10 protein-coding genes are annotated in these 19,114 nt (G+C 40.9%); 3 read left to right on the top strand and 7 right to left on the bottom strand.

All coding sequences use genetic code 11. From position 1 onward, the window contains the following. Positions 1-94: 94 nt before the first annotated feature. The 5 genes from B3I52_RS03375 to B3I52_RS03355 form a co-directional block, all read right to left on the bottom strand. On the bottom strand, positions 95-2,143 hold the full coding sequence (locus tag B3I52_RS03375) for a T9SS type A sorting domain-containing protein (protein WP_293298733.1): 2,049 nt from the start codon (positions 2,141-2,143) through the stop codon (positions 95-97). An 18-nt stretch (positions 2,144-2,161) separates the two neighbouring features. Further along, on the bottom strand, positions 2,162-6,028 hold the full coding sequence (locus tag B3I52_RS03370; RefSeq protein WP_293298731.1) for a T9SS type A sorting domain-containing protein: 3,867 nt from the start codon (positions 6,026-6,028) through the stop codon (positions 2,162-2,164). 88 nt (positions 6,029-6,116) lie between these two features. Next, on the bottom strand, positions 6,117-13,496 hold the full coding sequence (locus B3I52_RS03365; RefSeq protein WP_293298729.1) for a T9SS type A sorting domain-containing protein: 7,380 nt from the start codon (positions 13,494-13,496) through the stop codon (positions 6,117-6,119). 152 nt (positions 13,497-13,648) lie between these two features. Then, complete coding sequence (locus B3I52_RS03360; RefSeq protein WP_293298727.1) at positions 13,649-15,304, bottom strand: tetratricopeptide repeat protein; 1,656 nt, start codon at positions 15,302-15,304, stop codon at positions 13,649-13,651. A gap of 273 nt (positions 15,305-15,577) precedes the next feature. Further along, on the bottom strand, positions 15,578-15,988 hold the full coding sequence (locus tag B3I52_RS03355) for a BrxA/BrxB family bacilliredoxin (RefSeq protein WP_293298724.1): 411 nt from the start codon (positions 15,986-15,988) through the stop codon (positions 15,578-15,580). A gap of 167 nt (positions 15,989-16,155) precedes the next feature. Between B3I52_RS03355 and B3I52_RS03350 the strand changes: the two genes are divergently transcribed. Then, positions 16,156-16,992 (top strand): M23 family metallopeptidase, encoded by an 837-nt coding sequence (locus B3I52_RS03350; RefSeq protein WP_293298721.1) that lies wholly within the window; start codon positions 16,156-16,158, stop codon positions 16,990-16,992. A 1-nt stretch (position 16,993) separates the two neighbouring features. Then, on the top strand, positions 16,994-17,389 hold the full coding sequence (locus tag B3I52_RS03345) for a bactofilin family protein (RefSeq protein ID WP_293298718.1): 396 nt from the start codon (positions 16,994-16,996) through the stop codon (positions 17,387-17,389). Positions 17,390-17,432: 43 nt separating this feature from the next. Here B3I52_RS03345 and B3I52_RS03340 read toward each other — a convergent pair whose 3' ends face one another. Both B3I52_RS03340 and B3I52_RS03335 read right to left on the bottom strand, forming a co-directional pair. Beyond that, entirely contained in the window at positions 17,433-17,888 is a 456-nt protein-coding gene (locus tag B3I52_RS03340) for a CCC motif membrane protein (RefSeq protein ID WP_293298715.1), read from the bottom strand. Positions 17,889-17,894: 6 nt separating this feature from the next. Then, on the bottom strand, positions 17,895-18,248 hold the full coding sequence (locus B3I52_RS03335) for a DUF2752 domain-containing protein (protein WP_293298713.1): 354 nt from the start codon (positions 18,246-18,248) through the stop codon (positions 17,895-17,897). 72 nt (positions 18,249-18,320) lie between these two features. On the opposite strand from B3I52_RS03335, the gene B3I52_RS03330 reads away from it, so the two are divergent. Next, positions 18,321-19,082, top strand: coding sequence for a 3-keto-disaccharide hydrolase (locus B3I52_RS03330; RefSeq protein ID WP_293298711.1), 762 nt, complete (start codon positions 18,321-18,323; stop codon positions 19,080-19,082). Positions 19,083-19,114: the final 32 nt, after the last annotated feature.

Raw genomic sequence — 19,114 nt, 5'->3', positions numbered from 1 at the left:
ATACAAAAAACAAGCCCTTTCTGAACTTTAGAAAGGGGTTGTTTTTTTTTAAAAAATGGCAATAAATTGCTAAAACATATCAATTTAATTAAAATTATCTTTTAATTATTTTTTTATTTTCAATGTTTTCTTTTCCAATAAGTCTTATAAAATATACTCCAGTAGGATAATTGATGAGAGAGATTTTCTTGCTGTGATCTGAAGGACTTATAGAATTACTTTGAAAAACCTTACCACTTAAATTTACCACTTCTAATATATAAAAACTACCAGCATAGAATGACACATTAAGTTCATTTTCCGTTGGATTGGGGTAAAGCTGAAGGCTGAAAGCCGAAAGCGAAAAGCTGACCATTCTAACGCCTAAATCTGTGGTTTTTCCATCATTGTCTATTTGCGCCAGCTTGTAATAGTTGTTGCCCGTTAATGGCGAATAATCGACATAACCATAACTGCTACCGCTACTACCATTTACTTCCCGCAACCTCACAAACTTTCCTTCATCGCCGCTGCGGTAAACTGTAAACTGTTTATTGTTAACTTCATTAATGGTTTGCCATTGCAGTTTTGTCTTATTGCCATCAGCGTGTGCTGTAAAATTAACCAGAGTTACAGGTAATACAGCCAAATTGCCTTGATATTCATAAGAGCCTAAATCAATAATACCTCCGTTATAAATACGTGGATTTCCACTCAAGTCTTTTGTATTGACATCCAGCCCCGTAAATAAAGTATTGTTGCCTGCATTGATAGCTATCGAATTGTATAACAACGTATAGTCGCCTGCTGTTGGGTTGTTAAAAATATTTGTCAATGTAATTCCTGTAGCATCTAAATTATTGTTTGCAGTATTGTTACTTCCTTCTATTAACGAATATTGTGCATTATAATTAGGATCGACATCGCCAAAAACAATGGCATTTCTATATTGTAATATTAACGATTCAGAGTTGACATATACGGCACTTCCATTAACAGCATTATTATTGGCAATGGTTACGTTAGTAAATACCGGAATTTGCAAACCTGAATCAAAATAAAAACCACCACCTTTATTGGTTGCCGTATTATTGGTAATAGCTGTATTATTTAATGTAAGCCCCGAACCGTTGCTGTAAACACCTCCGCCATTTGCAACTGCCTGATTGCCCTTTATAGTACAATTGCTCAATTGGACCGTGGGTGCACTACTGTTATACAACCCTGCACCTTCTGTACCGGCTTTATTGTTGCTCAAAATAGTGTTAGTGGCAATAACCGATGCGCCATCGTTAAAAATAGCGCCACCTCTGCCTGCAATAGCTAAGTTACCATCAAAGGTACAGTTAGTGATAGTAAGGTCGGAGGCGGTATTGTACATCCCTCCGGCATCGGTTGCACAAGTGTTGTTTTGAAAGCTACTGTTTTGAACATCAACCGTTGCAAGCTGACTGAACATTGCTCCACCAACATAAGTGGCATAGTTATTACTAAAACTGCACTGGTTTATCGCTACTTTAGCTTGCTCATTAGAAAATGTTAATAGGCCAGAAACCAGCATACCTGCCCCGCTATCCAGATATATGAATTCATTGTTTATCATCGGGAAGTCCGTACTATTATCTGCATAGCCATCGTTTACATTAAAGCCGTCTATCAAAGCAGCATCCAAATCCCCTACGGCAATTACTACGTGGTAGGCATTGCCATTATCTAAGATGCTATTGTTATCAATATCGCCCGAGAGGACAGAGCCTCCTCCAGTCGAAGGAAGTATGCGTGTATTGATATTGGTATTGCCACTAGCCGGGTCGAAACCACCATATAATTGTACGTTTTTCACTAATAGAAAGGCAGCACTTCTGGCATCCGTAGGAGGAGTACCTAAATTTTCGCCATCTACGGGGCTGTACAGGGGCGTATAAGTGCCTTTGGCTACATAAATTTTTAAGGGGTTGCCCGATGTATAGTTATTTTGCTGTTTGGCATACTTTAGGGCATCGGCCAGTTGTGGGATGGCATTTTCCCAGCTATCGCCACTGCCGTTACCACCTATAATACCAACATTTACATATAGTATGTTACCTGTACCGGGTGTTTGAGCAATTGCACCAAAAAGGGCGCATAAAATAACGATAAAAGTAAGGGTAATTTTTGTTTTCATTTAGTGTTAGTAATAGATTTATCTTTTTATTATTCTTCTGCTCTGATATTGGCCTTTTCCGCTTAGTGCTACGATATACATTCCTGCCGGATATCCACCCAATGAAACCTGTTTACAGCTTTCGTTTACTTTTATCGCTATGCGCTGTAATACTTTCCCACTTAGGTCAACCAACTCTAATTGCGAAAATTTAGCTACCTCGAAAGCAACAGTTAATTGGTTTACAGTGGGGTTGGGGTAAAGATTGAAAGTGGGAAATTCAAATCGGAAAGTTACTGTTGTTACACCCAAATCGGTGGTTTTTCCATCGTTATCTATTTGTACTAGTTTGTAATAATTGTTACCGTTGGCAGGGTTTTTATCTGTAAAGATGTAAAAAATAGAGGTCTGGGGGATGGAAGATCTTTGACTACTACCATTGCTACTATTATTACCGCCACTACACACCTCTCCTATTTTTACAAACCCCAAATCTTCCTGTTCCTTGCCTTTCAACCCTTCACTCCTCCAAATCTCAAAACCTTTATTATTAACTTCATTGGTGATTTGCCATTGCAACTTAGCATAGGGCCCATCGGCTTTTGCCGTATAGCTTACTAAGGTTACAGGTAACACAGGTGGATTACCCTGGTATTCATAAGCACCCAAATCTATTATACCGCTATTGGCATACTTATATATTCTTGGATTACCTGCCAGATCAAAACCGCCTGCCCCACCTAAAAACGGAAGAGACAAAGTGTTACTACCAACATTAATAGCAGGGGATGATGATTTTAAGGTATAATCACCACTGCTTGGATTGGCAAAAATATGGGTTGCTGCCCAAACACCTGCGCTGATATTTCCATTATCGGTATTAGTACTTGCCTCTATTAAAGTATATTGAGCAGTATAAGTTCCTGAAATGCCGCCCCAAACAATAGCATTATTAAACTGAGGATTGCCTGCGGCAACATTAACCGCATTTACGGCATTTCCTGCAATGGTTACATTGGTAAATACACTGTTTTGGGCGGTACTGTTATAATATAATCCACTACCGCTAACAGCTGTATTGTTGGTAATGGCGGTATTACCAAAAATAGTGCCTGAATTTTCGAGATAAACGCCACCGCCATTTTGCGTAGCCGTATTGTTTTTAATGGAACAACTTTGAATTACAGCATTAGCATTGCTCATAAACATTGCAGCACCAAGTGTAGCGCTATTACTGCTAAAAGTACAGTTGCGTACTACCACATTATTCCCTACATTAATCATATACATGCCTGCTCCTGTATTTCGGCTAATATTTTGCCCATTTACCGAAACAGTGCCACTACCATTGGCATTAGCGCCCAACAGGGTAAAACCATCGATAATTAAACTATCGGTAAGTGGTACATCGGCCAATACCATAATATGATAATTGAGGTCGGTTGAGCCGTTGAGAATGGTTGGATTGGCCATAATATCCCTAATACCGGTAGTTGCATTGTAACCCCCTGTTATTTTAAGGTTGCTGCGGGTAATGGCAAAGGTTTTATCTTGTTGGTTGGCATATAGACCTGCACCAGAAGGATAGTAAGTACCTGCTGCTACCCTTATTTCAGTAACATTTGTACATTGGCTAGCTAGATCCAAGGCATCTTTTAGCGTTTTATAAGCTGTTGCCCAACTTGCACCATTACCCGTAGTTGGTGTTAACCAAATTGGGCCGCTACCGTTGCCGTTTACTGTTGCATCGACATAAAGTATCGAGGTAACAGCGCAGGCATCTGCTTCATAAACACCCAAATCTACCGAACTGCCCTGTATGCGTGGGCTACCCAACAAATCGATGGTAATACCCTCTCCATTGGGATAAATATTTCTGCCCATATTTATTGCGGGACCACCTACTTTTAAGGCATAATCGTTGTTTGCCGGGTCGTTAAAAATATCGGTAATAGGTCCGGCGAAGTAAATATTATCATTGTCATCAAAATTGGTTGCACCCTGTATTAAACTGGCATTAAAAAAGTCTAATGGGTTGGCCACAGAAACATCCTTAACAATACCATTATCGCCTTTATTTGCCGTATTACCATATACAATACAGTTTGCAAAGCTAGGATTAGAATAAGCCATACTGTTCATTGCACCGCCATAACCATCGGCGTGATTGTTTGCCAATGTACAATTGATTAAGTTGGGATAAGCATTGATAAGGTTACATATAGCCCCTCCCAAATAAGCGGTATTATTGTACATCAGGCAGTTTACCAATTTTGGATTGGAATTATCGTTGGCCATTGCGCCACCGCTACCCAGATTATAAGTTTGGTTATCGAAAAACACACAATAAGTAAGCAACGGTGCAGAATGGTTTTCGTTGTACATACCTGCACCTTTATTCCCTTTATTATTTTTAATGACCAAATTGGACAATGTGGGTGATGCATAAGAATTATACATTGCCCCGCCGTTGCTATTCGCTCCGCCACCTGCACCTGCGGTGAGGGTAAAACCGTTTAATATGGCAGTGGCATTTATCGGATTATCCGATGAAGCATAGTTCCATATTACAGGACGTTCGTTTCTTCCGCTAAGTACAGAGCCTTCTATTACACTTCCCTTAGCAGCAATTATCCGAGCATCTAACAAATCATCAATACCATTATTAGGATCGAAACCGCCGTAAATAGCAACACCATTTTTCATTACGAAACTACTGCCTGATACTTCGTAAATTCCTTTCTCTACCCAAACCTGCTGTGTCCCCATTGCACTTACCGCCGCATGCAAATCGCCGGTGGCATCTGCCCAGCTTTTCCCAGAACCTATGCCGGTAGTGCGTACATATACAATACCCTTGGCATCGGGCGTAGGCGCAAAAAACTCATAAGCGCCCAAATCTATTTTACTGCCTGCATTTCGTGGATGCCCTGCTAAATCTTTGGTATCGCCACTTAAACCACTAAATAAAGTATTGTTGCCCTTATCTATTGCCACCGAGCCCGATACCAAATTATAATTGCCACTAGCAGGATTAACAAAAACGTGAGCAGACAAAATACCAGTGGCATTTAAATTGTTGTTTGTTGTACTAATATTGCCTTCTATAAAAGAATATTGTGAGGTATAATTACCGCTTATACTGCCAAAAACAATGGCATTATTCAATTGGGGCGCTCCACCAACAACGTAAATAGCGCTTCCTGTTATTGCTGTATTACGGGCAATGGTTACATTAGTTAGTACCGGATTACCTGAATAATTATATATAGCCCCCCCATTATTAGTTGCTTTATTTCCAACTATGGCGACATTTAATAATAACGCACCAGAACTTTCATTATATAAGGCTGAACCATTAACAGCAGTATTATCCTTAATAACCAAATTACTTAATATTGGCGAAACATTTCTGTTATAAATACACCCTCCAGATGAAGCGGTGGTTGATTTCCCTTTGGTAAGCGTAAAACCATCAAGTATTGCAGCAGAGGTTAACCCGTTATCGAAATTCCAAATGATGGGCCGTTCATTTTTCCCGTTTAAGATAGAGCCCTGTAAATTGGCTGCATTGGGCATTATTCTAGCGTGAGATAACTCTTTGATATCGTTATCCGGATCAAAACCACCATAGATTTTCACACCTTCTTTCATCACAAAACTGCTAGGTGATGGGACATCGTAAGTTCCAATGGCTACAAAAACCCTTTGTGTCCCATTAGCATTAATTGCACTTTGTAGATTAGTAGTGGCATTTGGCCAGCTATCGCCGCTTCCATTGCCTCCCGAAACATTAATATTCACATAAACAATGCCATTGGCATCGGGGGTTTGGGCTTTGGCTGTGATTGTTGTGATGGCATAGATTACACCAATGGCACAGGCTTTATGGATGAGGTTTTTCATATTGTATTGTTTTTTAAACCACGATTTGTCCCAATCATTCGGGAAAGACACCAAGAACACGAAGTATTTAAATATTTGTGGTTTGTTCCTACTTCTTAATCACTTTTCTGCTTTCTGTTTTTTCATTGCCATTTAATGTTATGATGTATACCCCTGCCGGATATGCACCCAAAGAAACGGTTTTACTGTTTTCCTTTTCACTGATACTCATTTTTTGTAATACCCTGCCATTTAAATCAACGACTTGCAATTGGCTGAAAATGCCTGTTGCAACGGTGGCGGTAAATACATCGGTAGTGGGGTTGGGGTAAAGTCGGATGTCCGATGTCGGAAGACCAAAATTTACCGTTCTTACACCCAAATCGGTGGTTTTACCGTCATTATCTATTTGTACTAATTTGTAATAGTTATTGCCGTTGGCAGGGGTTTTATCGGTGTAGGTATAGTGGAAAGTGGAAAGTGAAGTGTTGAAAGTGGCGGGCACCTCGCCTATTTTTATAAACGTTAAGTTCTCCGAGCTTTCTGCTTTTTGCTTTCCGCTTTCTGCTCTGTAAATCTCAAAACCTTTGTTGTTGGTTTCGCTGGCGGTTTGCCATTGCAGTTTGGCGTGGTTGCCATCGGCTTTGGCGGTAAAGTTTACCAAAGTTACGGGCAATGTGCTTTCGCCCTGATATTCGTAAGCGCCTAAATCTATCACACCCGAATTGTAAACCCTTGCATTTCCGGCCAAATCTTTGGTGTTGGTATCTAAACCTGTAAATAAGGCTTTGCTTCCTTTGTTAAGTACAGGCGAAGTGGGCTTTAAAGTATAGTCTCTTGCCGATGGATTTGTAAAAACATTGTTTGTGGTAATTCCGGCTGCATCTATATTACCATTAGCAGTGGCCGATGAACCCTGCACCAACGAATATTGGGCGGTATATGTCCCCGAAATAACTGTTCCGTAAACAATAGAATTGGCAAAGGAGGTGGTTCCGCTAGGTGCAAACAACGTAGTTGAGCCTGTGTTGCCTACCACGGTAGCGTTGGTTAACGATGGCGAAGAATTCGCATCGTTTCTTATTGCCCCACCATTGCCGGTTGCGCTATTATCGGCTATTAAAGCATTTACCAAAACAGGCGAAGAATTGGTACGGTTGTACATTCCGGCACCATTTTGGGCAGAGTTTTCGATAATTTTTATGTTGGTCATTACGGGCGAAGCAGAAACATCGTTATACATACCGCCACCGTCGTTATTGGCAATGTTGTTTTTGATGACAACGTTGGTCATTACAGGCGATGAGCTGTTGCGGTTGAAAATACCGCCAGCGTAGTTTGCCCTATTATCGGATAGGGTTACGTTGCTCATTACGGGCGAAGCCGAATTGATATTGTACATACCACCACCGTCTGATGTTGCGGTATTTGCTTTTATCCACAAGTTGCGCAAAGTTGGCGATGTGCCGTTGTTGTACATCCCTGCTCCTGTGCTGTTTTTTCCGTCTGTAAGCGTAAATCCGTCTAAAATAGCTGTATTGTTTACACCGTTATTGTTGTTGGAGATGACCGCCCCAGCATTTTGGGCGCTTAAAACAGAGCCTAAGCCTCCTCCAACTCCTCCAGAAACTGGAAGAATACGAGTGTCCGATAATGTTTTGATGTTGTTATCGGGGTCGAAACCGCCGTAAATGGCTACGTTGTTTTTCATTTCGGTATTGTTTACAGCGTAAGTACCTGTGGCTACCCACACCTGCTGTACGCCTGTCACACGGATTGATTTTTTAAATTTATTGGTGGCGTTTTCCCAAGAACTTCCGTTTTTATCACCTGTGGCAGTTTCTTGTACATAGATAATGCCGTTGGCATCGGGCGTTAAAACTACATAAGGGAATGCGCTGTGCGAACTCTCGTAAGCTCCCAAATCCAGCACACCGCCACCACTATACTGATAAACCCTTGCATTGCCTGCCAAATCTTTGGTATTGGCATCCAATCCGGGGTAAAAATCCTCTTCGCCTGCATCTATGGCAATAGCGTTTGATTTTAAAGTATAATCGCCTGCGGCAGGATTGGTAAATACATCGGCTTCGGTAATTCCGGTAGCGTTGATATTGCCGTTTGAGGTATCGTCACTGCCCTGTAAAAAAGATTGTTTAATACTGATATCATCCGAAATACTTCCAAAAATAATAGAGTTATAAACCCCAATAGACGCTCCGCTTAATGGAAGCGCTGTAAGCGCCCTAACACCTCCATTGGCAGAGATGTTATCTGCAATGGTTACATTTCTTAGTTCTACATAGCCCGATCTGCTTATAACGGCATTGGCAGTACCGGTATTGCCGGCAGAATTACCGGTAAAAAGAACATTAGTTAATACAGGCGAAGAATTACCTTCATTACATAATCCTGTGCCACTTTCATAGCTTTTGTTTCCTTTGATGACAGCGTTGGTAATTTTAGGGGAAGATGCGTTTCCGGTGTAAATACCGCCTCCATAATGGCTGGTAGTATTGTTCTGTATAACCAAATCCGTAAAAACAGGAGAGCCTCCGAATACATATATTCCGCCTCCGTCTGAGTTAGCAGTATTGTTTTTTACCACCAAGTTCCGGTAAACGGGCGAAGCACCTATATTACGTATTCCGCCTCCCTTATCAGATGTAGTACCATTTTTTATCGTAAATCCATCTAAAACAGCTGTGTTACTTACAGTATTTTCAACATTCCAAATTACGGGTCGTGCATTTTCTCCATTTAAAACAGAGCCTTCGGAAACCGATTTATTGGGTAAAATCCGGACATCTGCCAAAGTTTTGATGCCATTATCAGGGTCGAAACCGCCGTAGATTTCTACATTGTTTTTCATTACAAAACTGTTTGCGCCTACATTGTAATTACCAATGGCGACAAATACTTTCTGCACATCTGCGGTGTGAATGACGTTGTGCAAATCATCGGTGGCATTGTCCCAACTATTTCCGGTTTTGTTTCCTGTGGCGGTTTCTTTTACATAGATAATTCCATTGGCATCGGGAGAAATTTCGAAATATTCATAAGCGCCCAAATCAATGGCAGTGCCCATTAGTCTTACTTTTCCTGCCAAATCTGTTGTATTGTCATCCAAACCTGCATATAAGACACTATTTCCCACATTAATAGCAGGCGAGCCGTCTTTCAGCGTGTAATCTCCACCCGGGGCATTTTTAAAAACAGCATCGGCTAAAATGGTTGTTCCGTTAAGGTTGCCGTTTGTTCCACCTGCATTACCCTGCACCAGCGAATATTCTGCAGTATATGTTCCCGAAATAGTTCCATAAATAACAGTATTGTTGATTTGCGGTGTTCCGCCTGCAATTTCTATGGCGGTGTAGTTGGTGGTGGCGGTGTTGTTTGCCAAAGTAACATTGGTAAGTACCGGATTGCCCGACAGGTTGCGGAAACCGCCCGCCTTAGCACTGCTACTGTTATTAGCTATAAGCACATTGGTTAATTTAAGATTAGCATTTTCGTTGAAAATTCCACCTCCACCCGCACCCGTGGCGGCAAGCGTTGCACTGTTGCCGGTTATGCTTACATTGGTGAGCACCGATGCCGAACTGTTGTTGTAAATTCCGCCTCCGTATTGTGCGGTGTTGTTTTTAATAACGGCATTGCTCAGGTTGATAGCCGATGATAAATTATTGTAAATACCGCCGCCTGCTGTTGTTGCCGTGTTGTTGCGGACAACGAGGTTCCGCAATGTTGGCGAAGCATAATAATTGTAGATACCTGCACCGCTGGTGCCACTACCGTTCATAATGGTAAAACCATCCAATACTGCGGTGCTATTTAAAGCTGTCCCCGAAGTAAACAAATTATAGATAACACATCTTCTGTTTTCCCCATTCAAAACAGTGCCATCGCCCGTTCCCTTGTTTGGTAAAGTACGGGTATCCCAATCGGTAGTATTGCCAACGGGATTAAACCCACCGTATATTTCTACGCCGTTTTTCATTACAAAGCTGTTGCTACCTACATTGTAGTTTCCTGTTGCTATATAAACTTTTTGTACGCCCGTAGTGTTAATGGCATCCTGCAACAAGCCGGTAGCATTTGCCCAGTTGTTTCCGTTTCCACTGCCTGTTGCAGTTGCTTTTACATAAACAATACCGTTGGCATCGGGCGTAATGTTTAGCTGGTATTCGTAAGCGCCTATATCTATGGTTGAGCTTGAAAGACGCGGATTTCCGGCCAAGTCTTTAGAGCTGGCATCCAAGCCGGTATAAAGTGCGTTACTGCCCGCACCTATTGCCGGCGAAGCCACCTGCAAGCTATAAATGCCGTTGTTTAAATCGGTAAACAAAGGGTTAACGCCTACTTTGTTGAGGTCGGCAGCGTTGCCTGTGGTATAAGTTTGGGCAATGCTGTTTTTAAGCGTTACCGTTCCGCTTCCTGTGTTTTGAATATCCGCCCCTGCGGCAGCTCCCGACCATTGCTTTATGTTTGCCCAAATGATACTGTTGTAGATTTTTGGCGATGAGTTGTCGTTATAAATACCTGCGCCATTCTCTGAGCCTGATGACGATACCAAATTGCCCGACAAAATAACGTTGGTAAGCACTGGTGCCGATGCGTTGGCATTATAGACAGCTCCGCCATATACCGTACCGCCCGATGTGCTGGATGCCGAATTGGTTTTGAAAACCGTATTGGTAATTGTAGGGCTTGAGCCGTAGTTGAACATACCGCCGCCGCTTACACTTGCCGTGTTGTTGCGGATAACCAAATTGCGCAAGGTGGGCGATGCGCCTGCGTTATAAATGCCTGCACCGCTTGCGCCGCTACCAGCGGTGATGGTAAAGCCGTCCAGCACCGCCGTGGCGTTTAGCCCGTTGTTAAAATTCCAGATAACGGGACGTGTACTTTGCCCGTTGAGAATGCTGCCTAGCAAGCTGTTGGAAGCATCGGGCATTATGCGCCTGTTGGCAAGGGTTTTGATGTTGTTGGCAGGGTCGAAACCGCCGTATATCTCCACGCCGTTTTTCATCACAAAGCTGTTGTCGCCTACATAGTAAGTACCTGTTGCCACAAAAACCTTTTGTGCCCCGTTTGCCTGTATGGCATTGTGCAAATCGTTGGTGGCATTGTCCCAGCTACTGCCGTCTTTTGTTCCCAAGGCAACCTGCCTTACATATATTGTACCATTGGCATCAGGCAAGATACTGTATGGATATTCATAAGCGCCCAAATCTATGGTAGTCCCTACCAAACGGGCATTACCTACCAAATCTTTGGTGTTGGCATCCAAGCCCGAAAACAGTGCATTGTTTCCTTTGTTGATAACCGGAGAAAGCTTTAAGCTATAATCGCCTGCTGAGGGATTGGAGAAAATATCTGTTGCGGAAATGTTTGTTGCATCGATATTTCCATTTGTAGTATTACTGAAATTTCTTACGAGGGAATTTTGTGCCGAAACTGTTCCCGCACCCACCGTTGTTTGCATTATAATAGAATTCCTGACATTCAGCTTTGAAAAAAGCTCGACAGTAACCATAGAAAGCTGTGCGCTGGCATTATAATTATCGGCAATGGTGGCATTAATCAAAGTCATAGCCAAACCTGCCTGGGCATCTGTATTGATAACATCATTGCCCGTATTGCCCGTCATCAATACGTTGGTAAACTCTGCGGTGGCACCTAAATAATTAAACACTGCCGCCCCTGTTGGTGCCTTGTTGCCTTTAAAGGTAACATTGGTAAATGCAGGCAGCCCGGTTGAGTGATTTACAACCGCTCCGCCGTAATAATCGCTTTGGTTATTGATAAACAAGGTATTGCTTACCACAGGCGATGACTGGTAGTTATACATTCCACCGGCGGCCATTGTTGCGTTTCCATAATTATCCTTGATCACCAGATTACTGAATGTTGGTGAAACGCCTTTGTTGGTAATGCCTGCACCGCTATTAATACTAGTTGTATAACCGGCTATGATGGTAAATCCGTCCAGAACGGCGGTATTGGTCAGTCCGTTGTTGTCGTTCCATATCACAGGTCTTGTGCCCATTCCGCTTAAAACAGAGCCTCTTACGGTTTCGGTAGGTTTTATACGGTTTGCAAATGAGGTATTATTGTTTTCGGGGTCGAAACCGCCGTATATCTTCACACCGTTTTTCATAACGAACGATGATGTGCCTACGCTGTAATCTCCAACAGCTACATATACCTGCTGTGCGCCTGCTGCATCAATAGCTCCCTGTAAATAGCTGGTAGCATTGCTCCAGCTTGAGCCGTTGCCCGAGCCATTTGGGGTTACATAAACAATGCCGTTGGCATCGGGAACAATGATGTATTCATACGCTCCCAAATCTATGGTAGCGCCTACAAGCCGGGGGCTGCCCGCCAAATCTTTGGTATTGGCATCTAACAATGGGAACAACGCATTGCTACCCTTGTTGATGAAATCGGGATGTGGTTTTAAGCGGAAATCGCCTGTGGACGCATTGACAAAAATTTCGGCGAGCATCGGGTCATCTTCCACACTGACAAGGTCTTTTCTATAGGTATTCTGAGACGTATAACCGCCGTTGTTGGCCTGAACACCTCCAAAAATAATAGAATTATTAGCGGTTATATATCCACTGTTGAGTATCTGCAAAATAGTCCCGGCTTGGATATTTTTAGCTATGGTTACATTATTTAATGTGGTGGTTGCGCTCCCTGTGCTTACAACAGCAAAATTTTGATAGTTGCCTGTTATCAGCGCATTGGTAACGGTAGCGGTTCCGCCGTTAGTATAGATAGCCGAACCTCCAGCAGACGAAGAATTGCTTTTAAAAATCACATTATTAAAGACAGCATTAGCATATTGATTGTAAACAGCACCTCCTTTATCTGAGGAATTACTTAAAAATGATGTATTACTGATTACACTTGATGAATTAATATTGGCAATCCCGCCTCCGGCAGTGGCCGCATAACCCGATTTGACAACCAAATTGCGTAAAGTTGGAGAAGAATAATAATTAAATATACCTCCTCCGGTATCGCCCAAACCAATCATCGTTCTGGCAGTGCCTCCTTTTATGGTAAACCCATCTAAAACAGCCGAACTACTTAGTCCGTTATTATCATTATAAATAACACGCCTGTCTCCATCTCCGTTCAAAACAGTAGCTTCTGTGGTTTCTGTTGGCATAATACGGTTGTGCGCCAAAGTGGTAATGCCGGCTCCGAGATTAAAACCGCCATAGATTTCCACATTGTTTTTCATTACAAAACCATTGGTTGGCGATGGGTAATTCCCAACGGCTACAAACACTTTGCTAGTACCCGAGGCATTAATAGCACCTTGTAAATTATTGGTAGCACTTCCCCAACTTGAGCCATTGCCTGTGCCGTTTTCTGTTACGTAAACAATGCCATTGGCATCGGGGGTTTGGGCCGACACAGTAAATATTGAAAATAGAAATGCGAGTAATAAAAAGGATAACGCTTTTTGCATACGAACTGATTTAAATGAATATCAGCCCGAAAATTACATTAACCTACTTTACAGCGTTTAAAAACAGCCGTAACAAAAGCGTAACAACTGCACCCAATACCCCTAAAAAGGGCTTGAATGATAAAAAAACGAGGTACTGTTAAATACCTCCTTTAAGAAACTACATTCCCTACCAAACTCTGTGGCGTATCATTAAGTGTGCCGCCCATTTTTTTACGTACCCTGTTCCATGTAACACGAACAGCATCTGGAGAAATACCCAGAGCCTGTGCCATTTCCTTGTGCGATAACTGTAACTTAGAAAGCATGAGGTAACGTAGTTCGGCTTCGGTAATGGTAGGATAATCTATCTTTAGGCTTTTGATGAAATTAGGATAAATCTTCGCAAAATGTTTTTGAAAACCAATCCAATCCTCATCCGTTAATATTTTAGTAGCTCTAAGTTCTGTTACCGTTTTTTCCAACAATATACGCTCTTCTGTTTCAGAACTTTTTAGCTTTTTCAGTTCGTCGCTAAATTTTTCGGTGATCTTGCTTTGCTCATTAATTTTATAAATAAAGAGATTGATTGCGTCCTGGGCTTTTTTAAGTTCTGTTTCTACCTTCAGTTTTGCTATCTCGATAGCTTGTTGTCTTCTTTTCAAAACAAGATAACCGAGTACCAAAACCACGCACAAGCCTATGACAATGGCAATCATTAGATTGCGTTCAATTATCTTCCGTTGCTTATCGGCTAATTGTAATTGTTCTTTCTGCCTATCAACCTTTTGCTGTGCTCTTAACACTTTTAGCGCACTAAATTTTTCATTATATCTGTTAAATGCAACTACCGATGAATCGATATATTGTTTAGATTTTTCCGTATTGCCCATAGCAGCGTACCATTTACTCATAACGGGATACAAAAGACGCAAACGGTCGGGCTGTCCAGCTTTTTTGACATGATACTTTGCTTGCTCAATAAACTCCCCAGCCTTTCCCAAATTTCCTTTGTCTCTGTAAATATCGGCCAACAAAATAGAAGCTCCGGCAGCACAGCCATAATCGTTTTCGACTACAGCACCGTTAAAATCTATTTCCAATAAGGGGATGGCTTTATCATACTGCTTACGCAGATACATACTATTACCCAAATTACCTATTGCTATCCTTTTCCATACCATAGCATCGGGAAAGGTAGTTTTCTGTACTTCTTTAAAGTAATAATCGGCACTATCAAGGTTATTGAGTTGTTGGTAGCACAAGCCCAGTGTATTCCTCGCATCATTTAGCACCATTGCATTGAAAGTATTTTCGGGCAGTTGTATAGCTTTTTTAAAGTATGTTACGGCAAGTGCATAATCCTGAAAAAAATAATAAGCTTGGCCAATCTGCATTAAATCCCTTGCCATTTCAGGATAATCGCTAGGTTTTATGGTAGCCAACTCCTTATCTAATAACAAATATTGCTCAAAAGCAAGCTCGTAATTTTGTTCCTTTTTCCAATAAAATTCGGCCAAGGCTCTTAAAGCACGTGATTTTAAAAAATAGATATTCTCTTTACTTACTACGCTCAACTGCTCTTTTAACTCGTTAATTGCTAATTTCTTAGGTTGATTTTGATAAAAAGCATTCCAAAAAACTTGAAAAAAATGCACTTCTAATTCTAAGCCCCGGTCTTTATGTTTTCGGGCGAAGGCTTTTATCTCATCTGCTTTTTTAGCCCGTTGCGTAGAGTCTGATATACCTATCAGATCTTGGTACATGGCATGGACACCATTTACCTTTTCCTTGTAAGGCTTGTGTAACAGATTTTCGTACTGCGCCAAGGAAACTAACGGTAAACATAAGCACCAGAGATAAAAAACGTATTTGAGTTTCAAAAGACAGCGATTAGTTTATTGGTTTACACAAGCTAAAGGTACAAAATTGTTGGAAAATTGAATATTGTAAGGTTTGGTTAACTGTTTAGCTCTGCCAAAGGCATCATTTTTTAAAAACAGCCAATTGCTTTGTGTTCTTCGTGTCTTTGTGGTTAAACAAAAAGGACAAAGCCTTTATCGACCTTGTCCTTCCTTTTTTTCTTTATTCTATTAAATTAACTAGCAATACTGATCAAAAGCGCCAATTAAGTTTTCGGCAATCATTTGTGCAGGCCTACCTTCAATTTGATGGCGTTCTACAATATGTACCAACTTACCATCTTTAAACAATGCCATTGATGGCGAAGACGGAGGAAAAGGCATCATATAAGACCTAGCCCTATCTACCGCATCTTTTTCCATACCCGCAAAAACAGTGACTAATTTATCTGGGTGCTTTACATTAGCTGCCGCCAATTTAGCCGCCGGACGAGCATTGGCTGCCGCACAACCACATACAGAATTTACTACTACAAATACGGTTCCTTCGCCCTTAATGGCAGCATCAACCTCTTCAGCGGTTTTCAACTCATCAAAACCAACGTTTGTCAACTCGGCACGCATGGGCGCTACTAAATATTCTGGATACATATCTATTTTTTAAATGTGCTTGCAAAAATAAGCATTTTGTATATTATTTCGCTTATTCAGCGTTATTACAAATAGTTTTAACAATAAAATGATATTAGGCCACAATTCCTTATATCTCTGAAAATCATATATTTGTTCACCAAACATAAACAAACTATAAATTATATATGTCAAAAAAGAAGGATAAAACAACCGTCATCTTTCTTAATAAAGATCAAAACTATAGCAAGCCCGTACAAATTAGCACCTATTACCTAAAGCATTGGAAAAAATTTGTAGCGAGCCTCATCATGCTATTTTGTGTCTTGCTGATTACCATTTTGCAGCTCGCAAAAAGCAAAGCCGAAATGCAGCAATCCAATAAAAACTTAGTTGCACTAGTAGAGAAACACAAAAACGAAATAGTACAAATAGACACCTCTACCATAAAGAAACATTACCTTTCTATAGACGATAAACTTAAAACAATTAACAAATACCTTAAAGCTAGAGGCTTAAAACCTCTGCCTAAAAACCAAGGCGGAGAAACCGATAACGAAATGGGCTCGGCAGAGGAAATTGGCAGCTTCTATGAAGAATATTTAAAGCGAATGATACATTTAGTGGGTTTTACCCCAATGGGCTATCCGCACAAAGGCCGCATTAGTTCTAACTACGGCCACCGCGAAAATCCCTTTACTGGCGAAAGCATTGAAAGGCACAAAGGTTTAGACATTAAAGGAAAACATGGCGAATTGGTAAAAACCACGGCCAGTGGCACCATTAAATTTGCAAACCGTAAAGGCGGTTATGGCAACGTAGTAATTGTTAACCATGGCAATGGCTACGAAACCTATTATGGCCATCTTTCTAAAATAGCCGTAAAGCAAGGCCAAAAAGTGGTTGCCGGCGATATTATCGGAAAAATTGGTTCTACAGGCAGATCGACCGGGCCACACCTACATTATGAAGTACATAAAAATGGAAAAATTGTAAACCCTAAGTCATACCTAACCCTCGAATAGAATGTTCAAAAAAAACAAAGGAGCTAAATCACTAGATTTAAATCAACAAGAAATAACCACGCTAATTGGCCCAGGCTATGAAATTGTTGGCGAAATTAACGGCAAATCAGTAATTAGAATAGATGGAAAAGTAACCGGAAATATAACAACCGATGGTGGCGTAATTTTAGGCGACAAAGGAGTTATTATTGGTAATATAAAAACCAAATCGGCCATTATTTATGGCACCATCAGCGGAAATGTAACAGCCCTGCAATTAGAAATTAAGAAAACAGGAATAGTAAATGGCGACATCAATACCGAAACATTAGAGATTGAACTGGGCGCACAATACAATGGCAACTTAAAAATGAAACAGCTAGTTAAAACCGAAGAAAAGGTATTAAAAGCAGTATAAAACGGCAGCGCCACCAAATTTTAGCGCTGCTGTTCCAATATTTTTAAATTTGTTGGTTTTGCATCTGTTCTACCCATTCTTTCAGTGCCTCTTGATCCGAAAGCATTTCGAAGCCAAATACCGATACAAATACAATCAATGCAATAACGATAAGGATCCCGAAAACCAAGCCTATAATAGCGCAAACTCTTCCTGCATTTAGGTTTTTGTAAGAACTCTCGGTATAAAAACCAGTATTAGCAAAATACAGCACTTTATCTTTTTTAGCCAATACTAGGGCAATAATGGCCAAAACCAAACTAATTGCACCATAAAAACAACAACAGGTTACAATAGATAATATACCTAAAACCAATACCGCTGTTGCATTGGGCAATGCTTGTTGCATACCCCCAAACCCAAAACCCGCACCTTGCTGCTGAAACTGATTTGTTTGATTAAACGGCTGATTAGCCTGTTGCCCCGACCCGGAATTGTTGGGCACTTGCTCTGCTGACATACTTCTTTAAAATAATTGTTGGTAATAAACTTTATAAATATAGTTAATTATAATAATGGCGGTAGCGCATATATACAGTGCTTTAATAATTAGCGCTCCACTTTTAAACTCAAATTTTAAATGCATTAACGTAAAAAGCACCAATGCCAAGAGCACTAAAGTAGGCGGGTATAATTTTATCGAAACCAGCACATCGCCCTTTAAAAGCGCTACAAAAGAGCGTTGTAAACCGCAGCCCGGACAATCTATACCAGTTAAATTTTTAAATGGGCAAGCCCACAAATGTTTTTCTAACCAATAGATAAACCCTCTACCCTCTGTAAACAAAATAAATGCAGTTACGGTAAGCAAGCCCTTCATTGGCACTAAAATAAAAATTTAATTTATGCTAACCTATTTGTTAAATTGCACTACTAACAATTCTTCAAAACAATGAAACAACTCATATTATTAACCGCTTTACCATTAATTATACTACAGGCCAAGGCGCAAAAACCAGAAGACACCGAATTTTATAAACCAATACCCCCTAAAGTAACACCAGGCAAAACATTTTCAGATGCGCCTTCTGATGCCATGATCCTTTTTGATGGAAAAAATTTAGACCAATGGGTTTCGGTAAAAGACAAAACCAAACCTGCACCATGGACTATTGCCGATGGCGCTTTCACCGTGAAAAAAGGAACAGGCAATATCGAAACCAAAAAATCTTTTTTAAATTACCAACTCCACTTAGAATGGAAAATACCCGCTAACATTACGGGTAAAGGGCAAGCCAGAGGTAACAGCGGCTTGTTTTTAGCCTCTACAGGTAGTGGCGATGAAGGTTATGAACTACAAATTCTAGACAATTACAACAACGATACTTACGTAAATGGACAAGCGGGCAGTATCTACAAACAGTTTATTCCACTGGCAAATGCCAACAAAAAACCCGGTGAATGGCAAACTTACGATGTAATTTGGACAGCTCCTACTTTCAACACCGATGGTTCATTAAAATCTCCTGCTAGAGTTACTGCTTTTTTTAATGGCGTATTGGTACAAAACAACATTACTTTAGAAGGCCCAACACAATACATCGGCAGGGCATCTTACAAAAAAGCTCATGGCGCTACTCCAATTAAATTGCAAGATCATGGCGACCCTAGCGAACCCATTAGCTTTAGAAACATTTGGATTAGGGAGCTTTAAATTAAACTACACCCGTAGTGCATTATCAATAA

Origin of the sequence: Pedobacter sp. UBA4863 (assembly GCF_002399615.1) — a bacterium.
GTDB lineage: Bacteria > Bacteroidota > Bacteroidia > Sphingobacteriales > Sphingobacteriaceae > Pedobacter.
The sequence above is the reverse complement of the archived record's forward strand: the minus strand, read 5'-3'. Positions and strand labels throughout refer to the sequence as shown.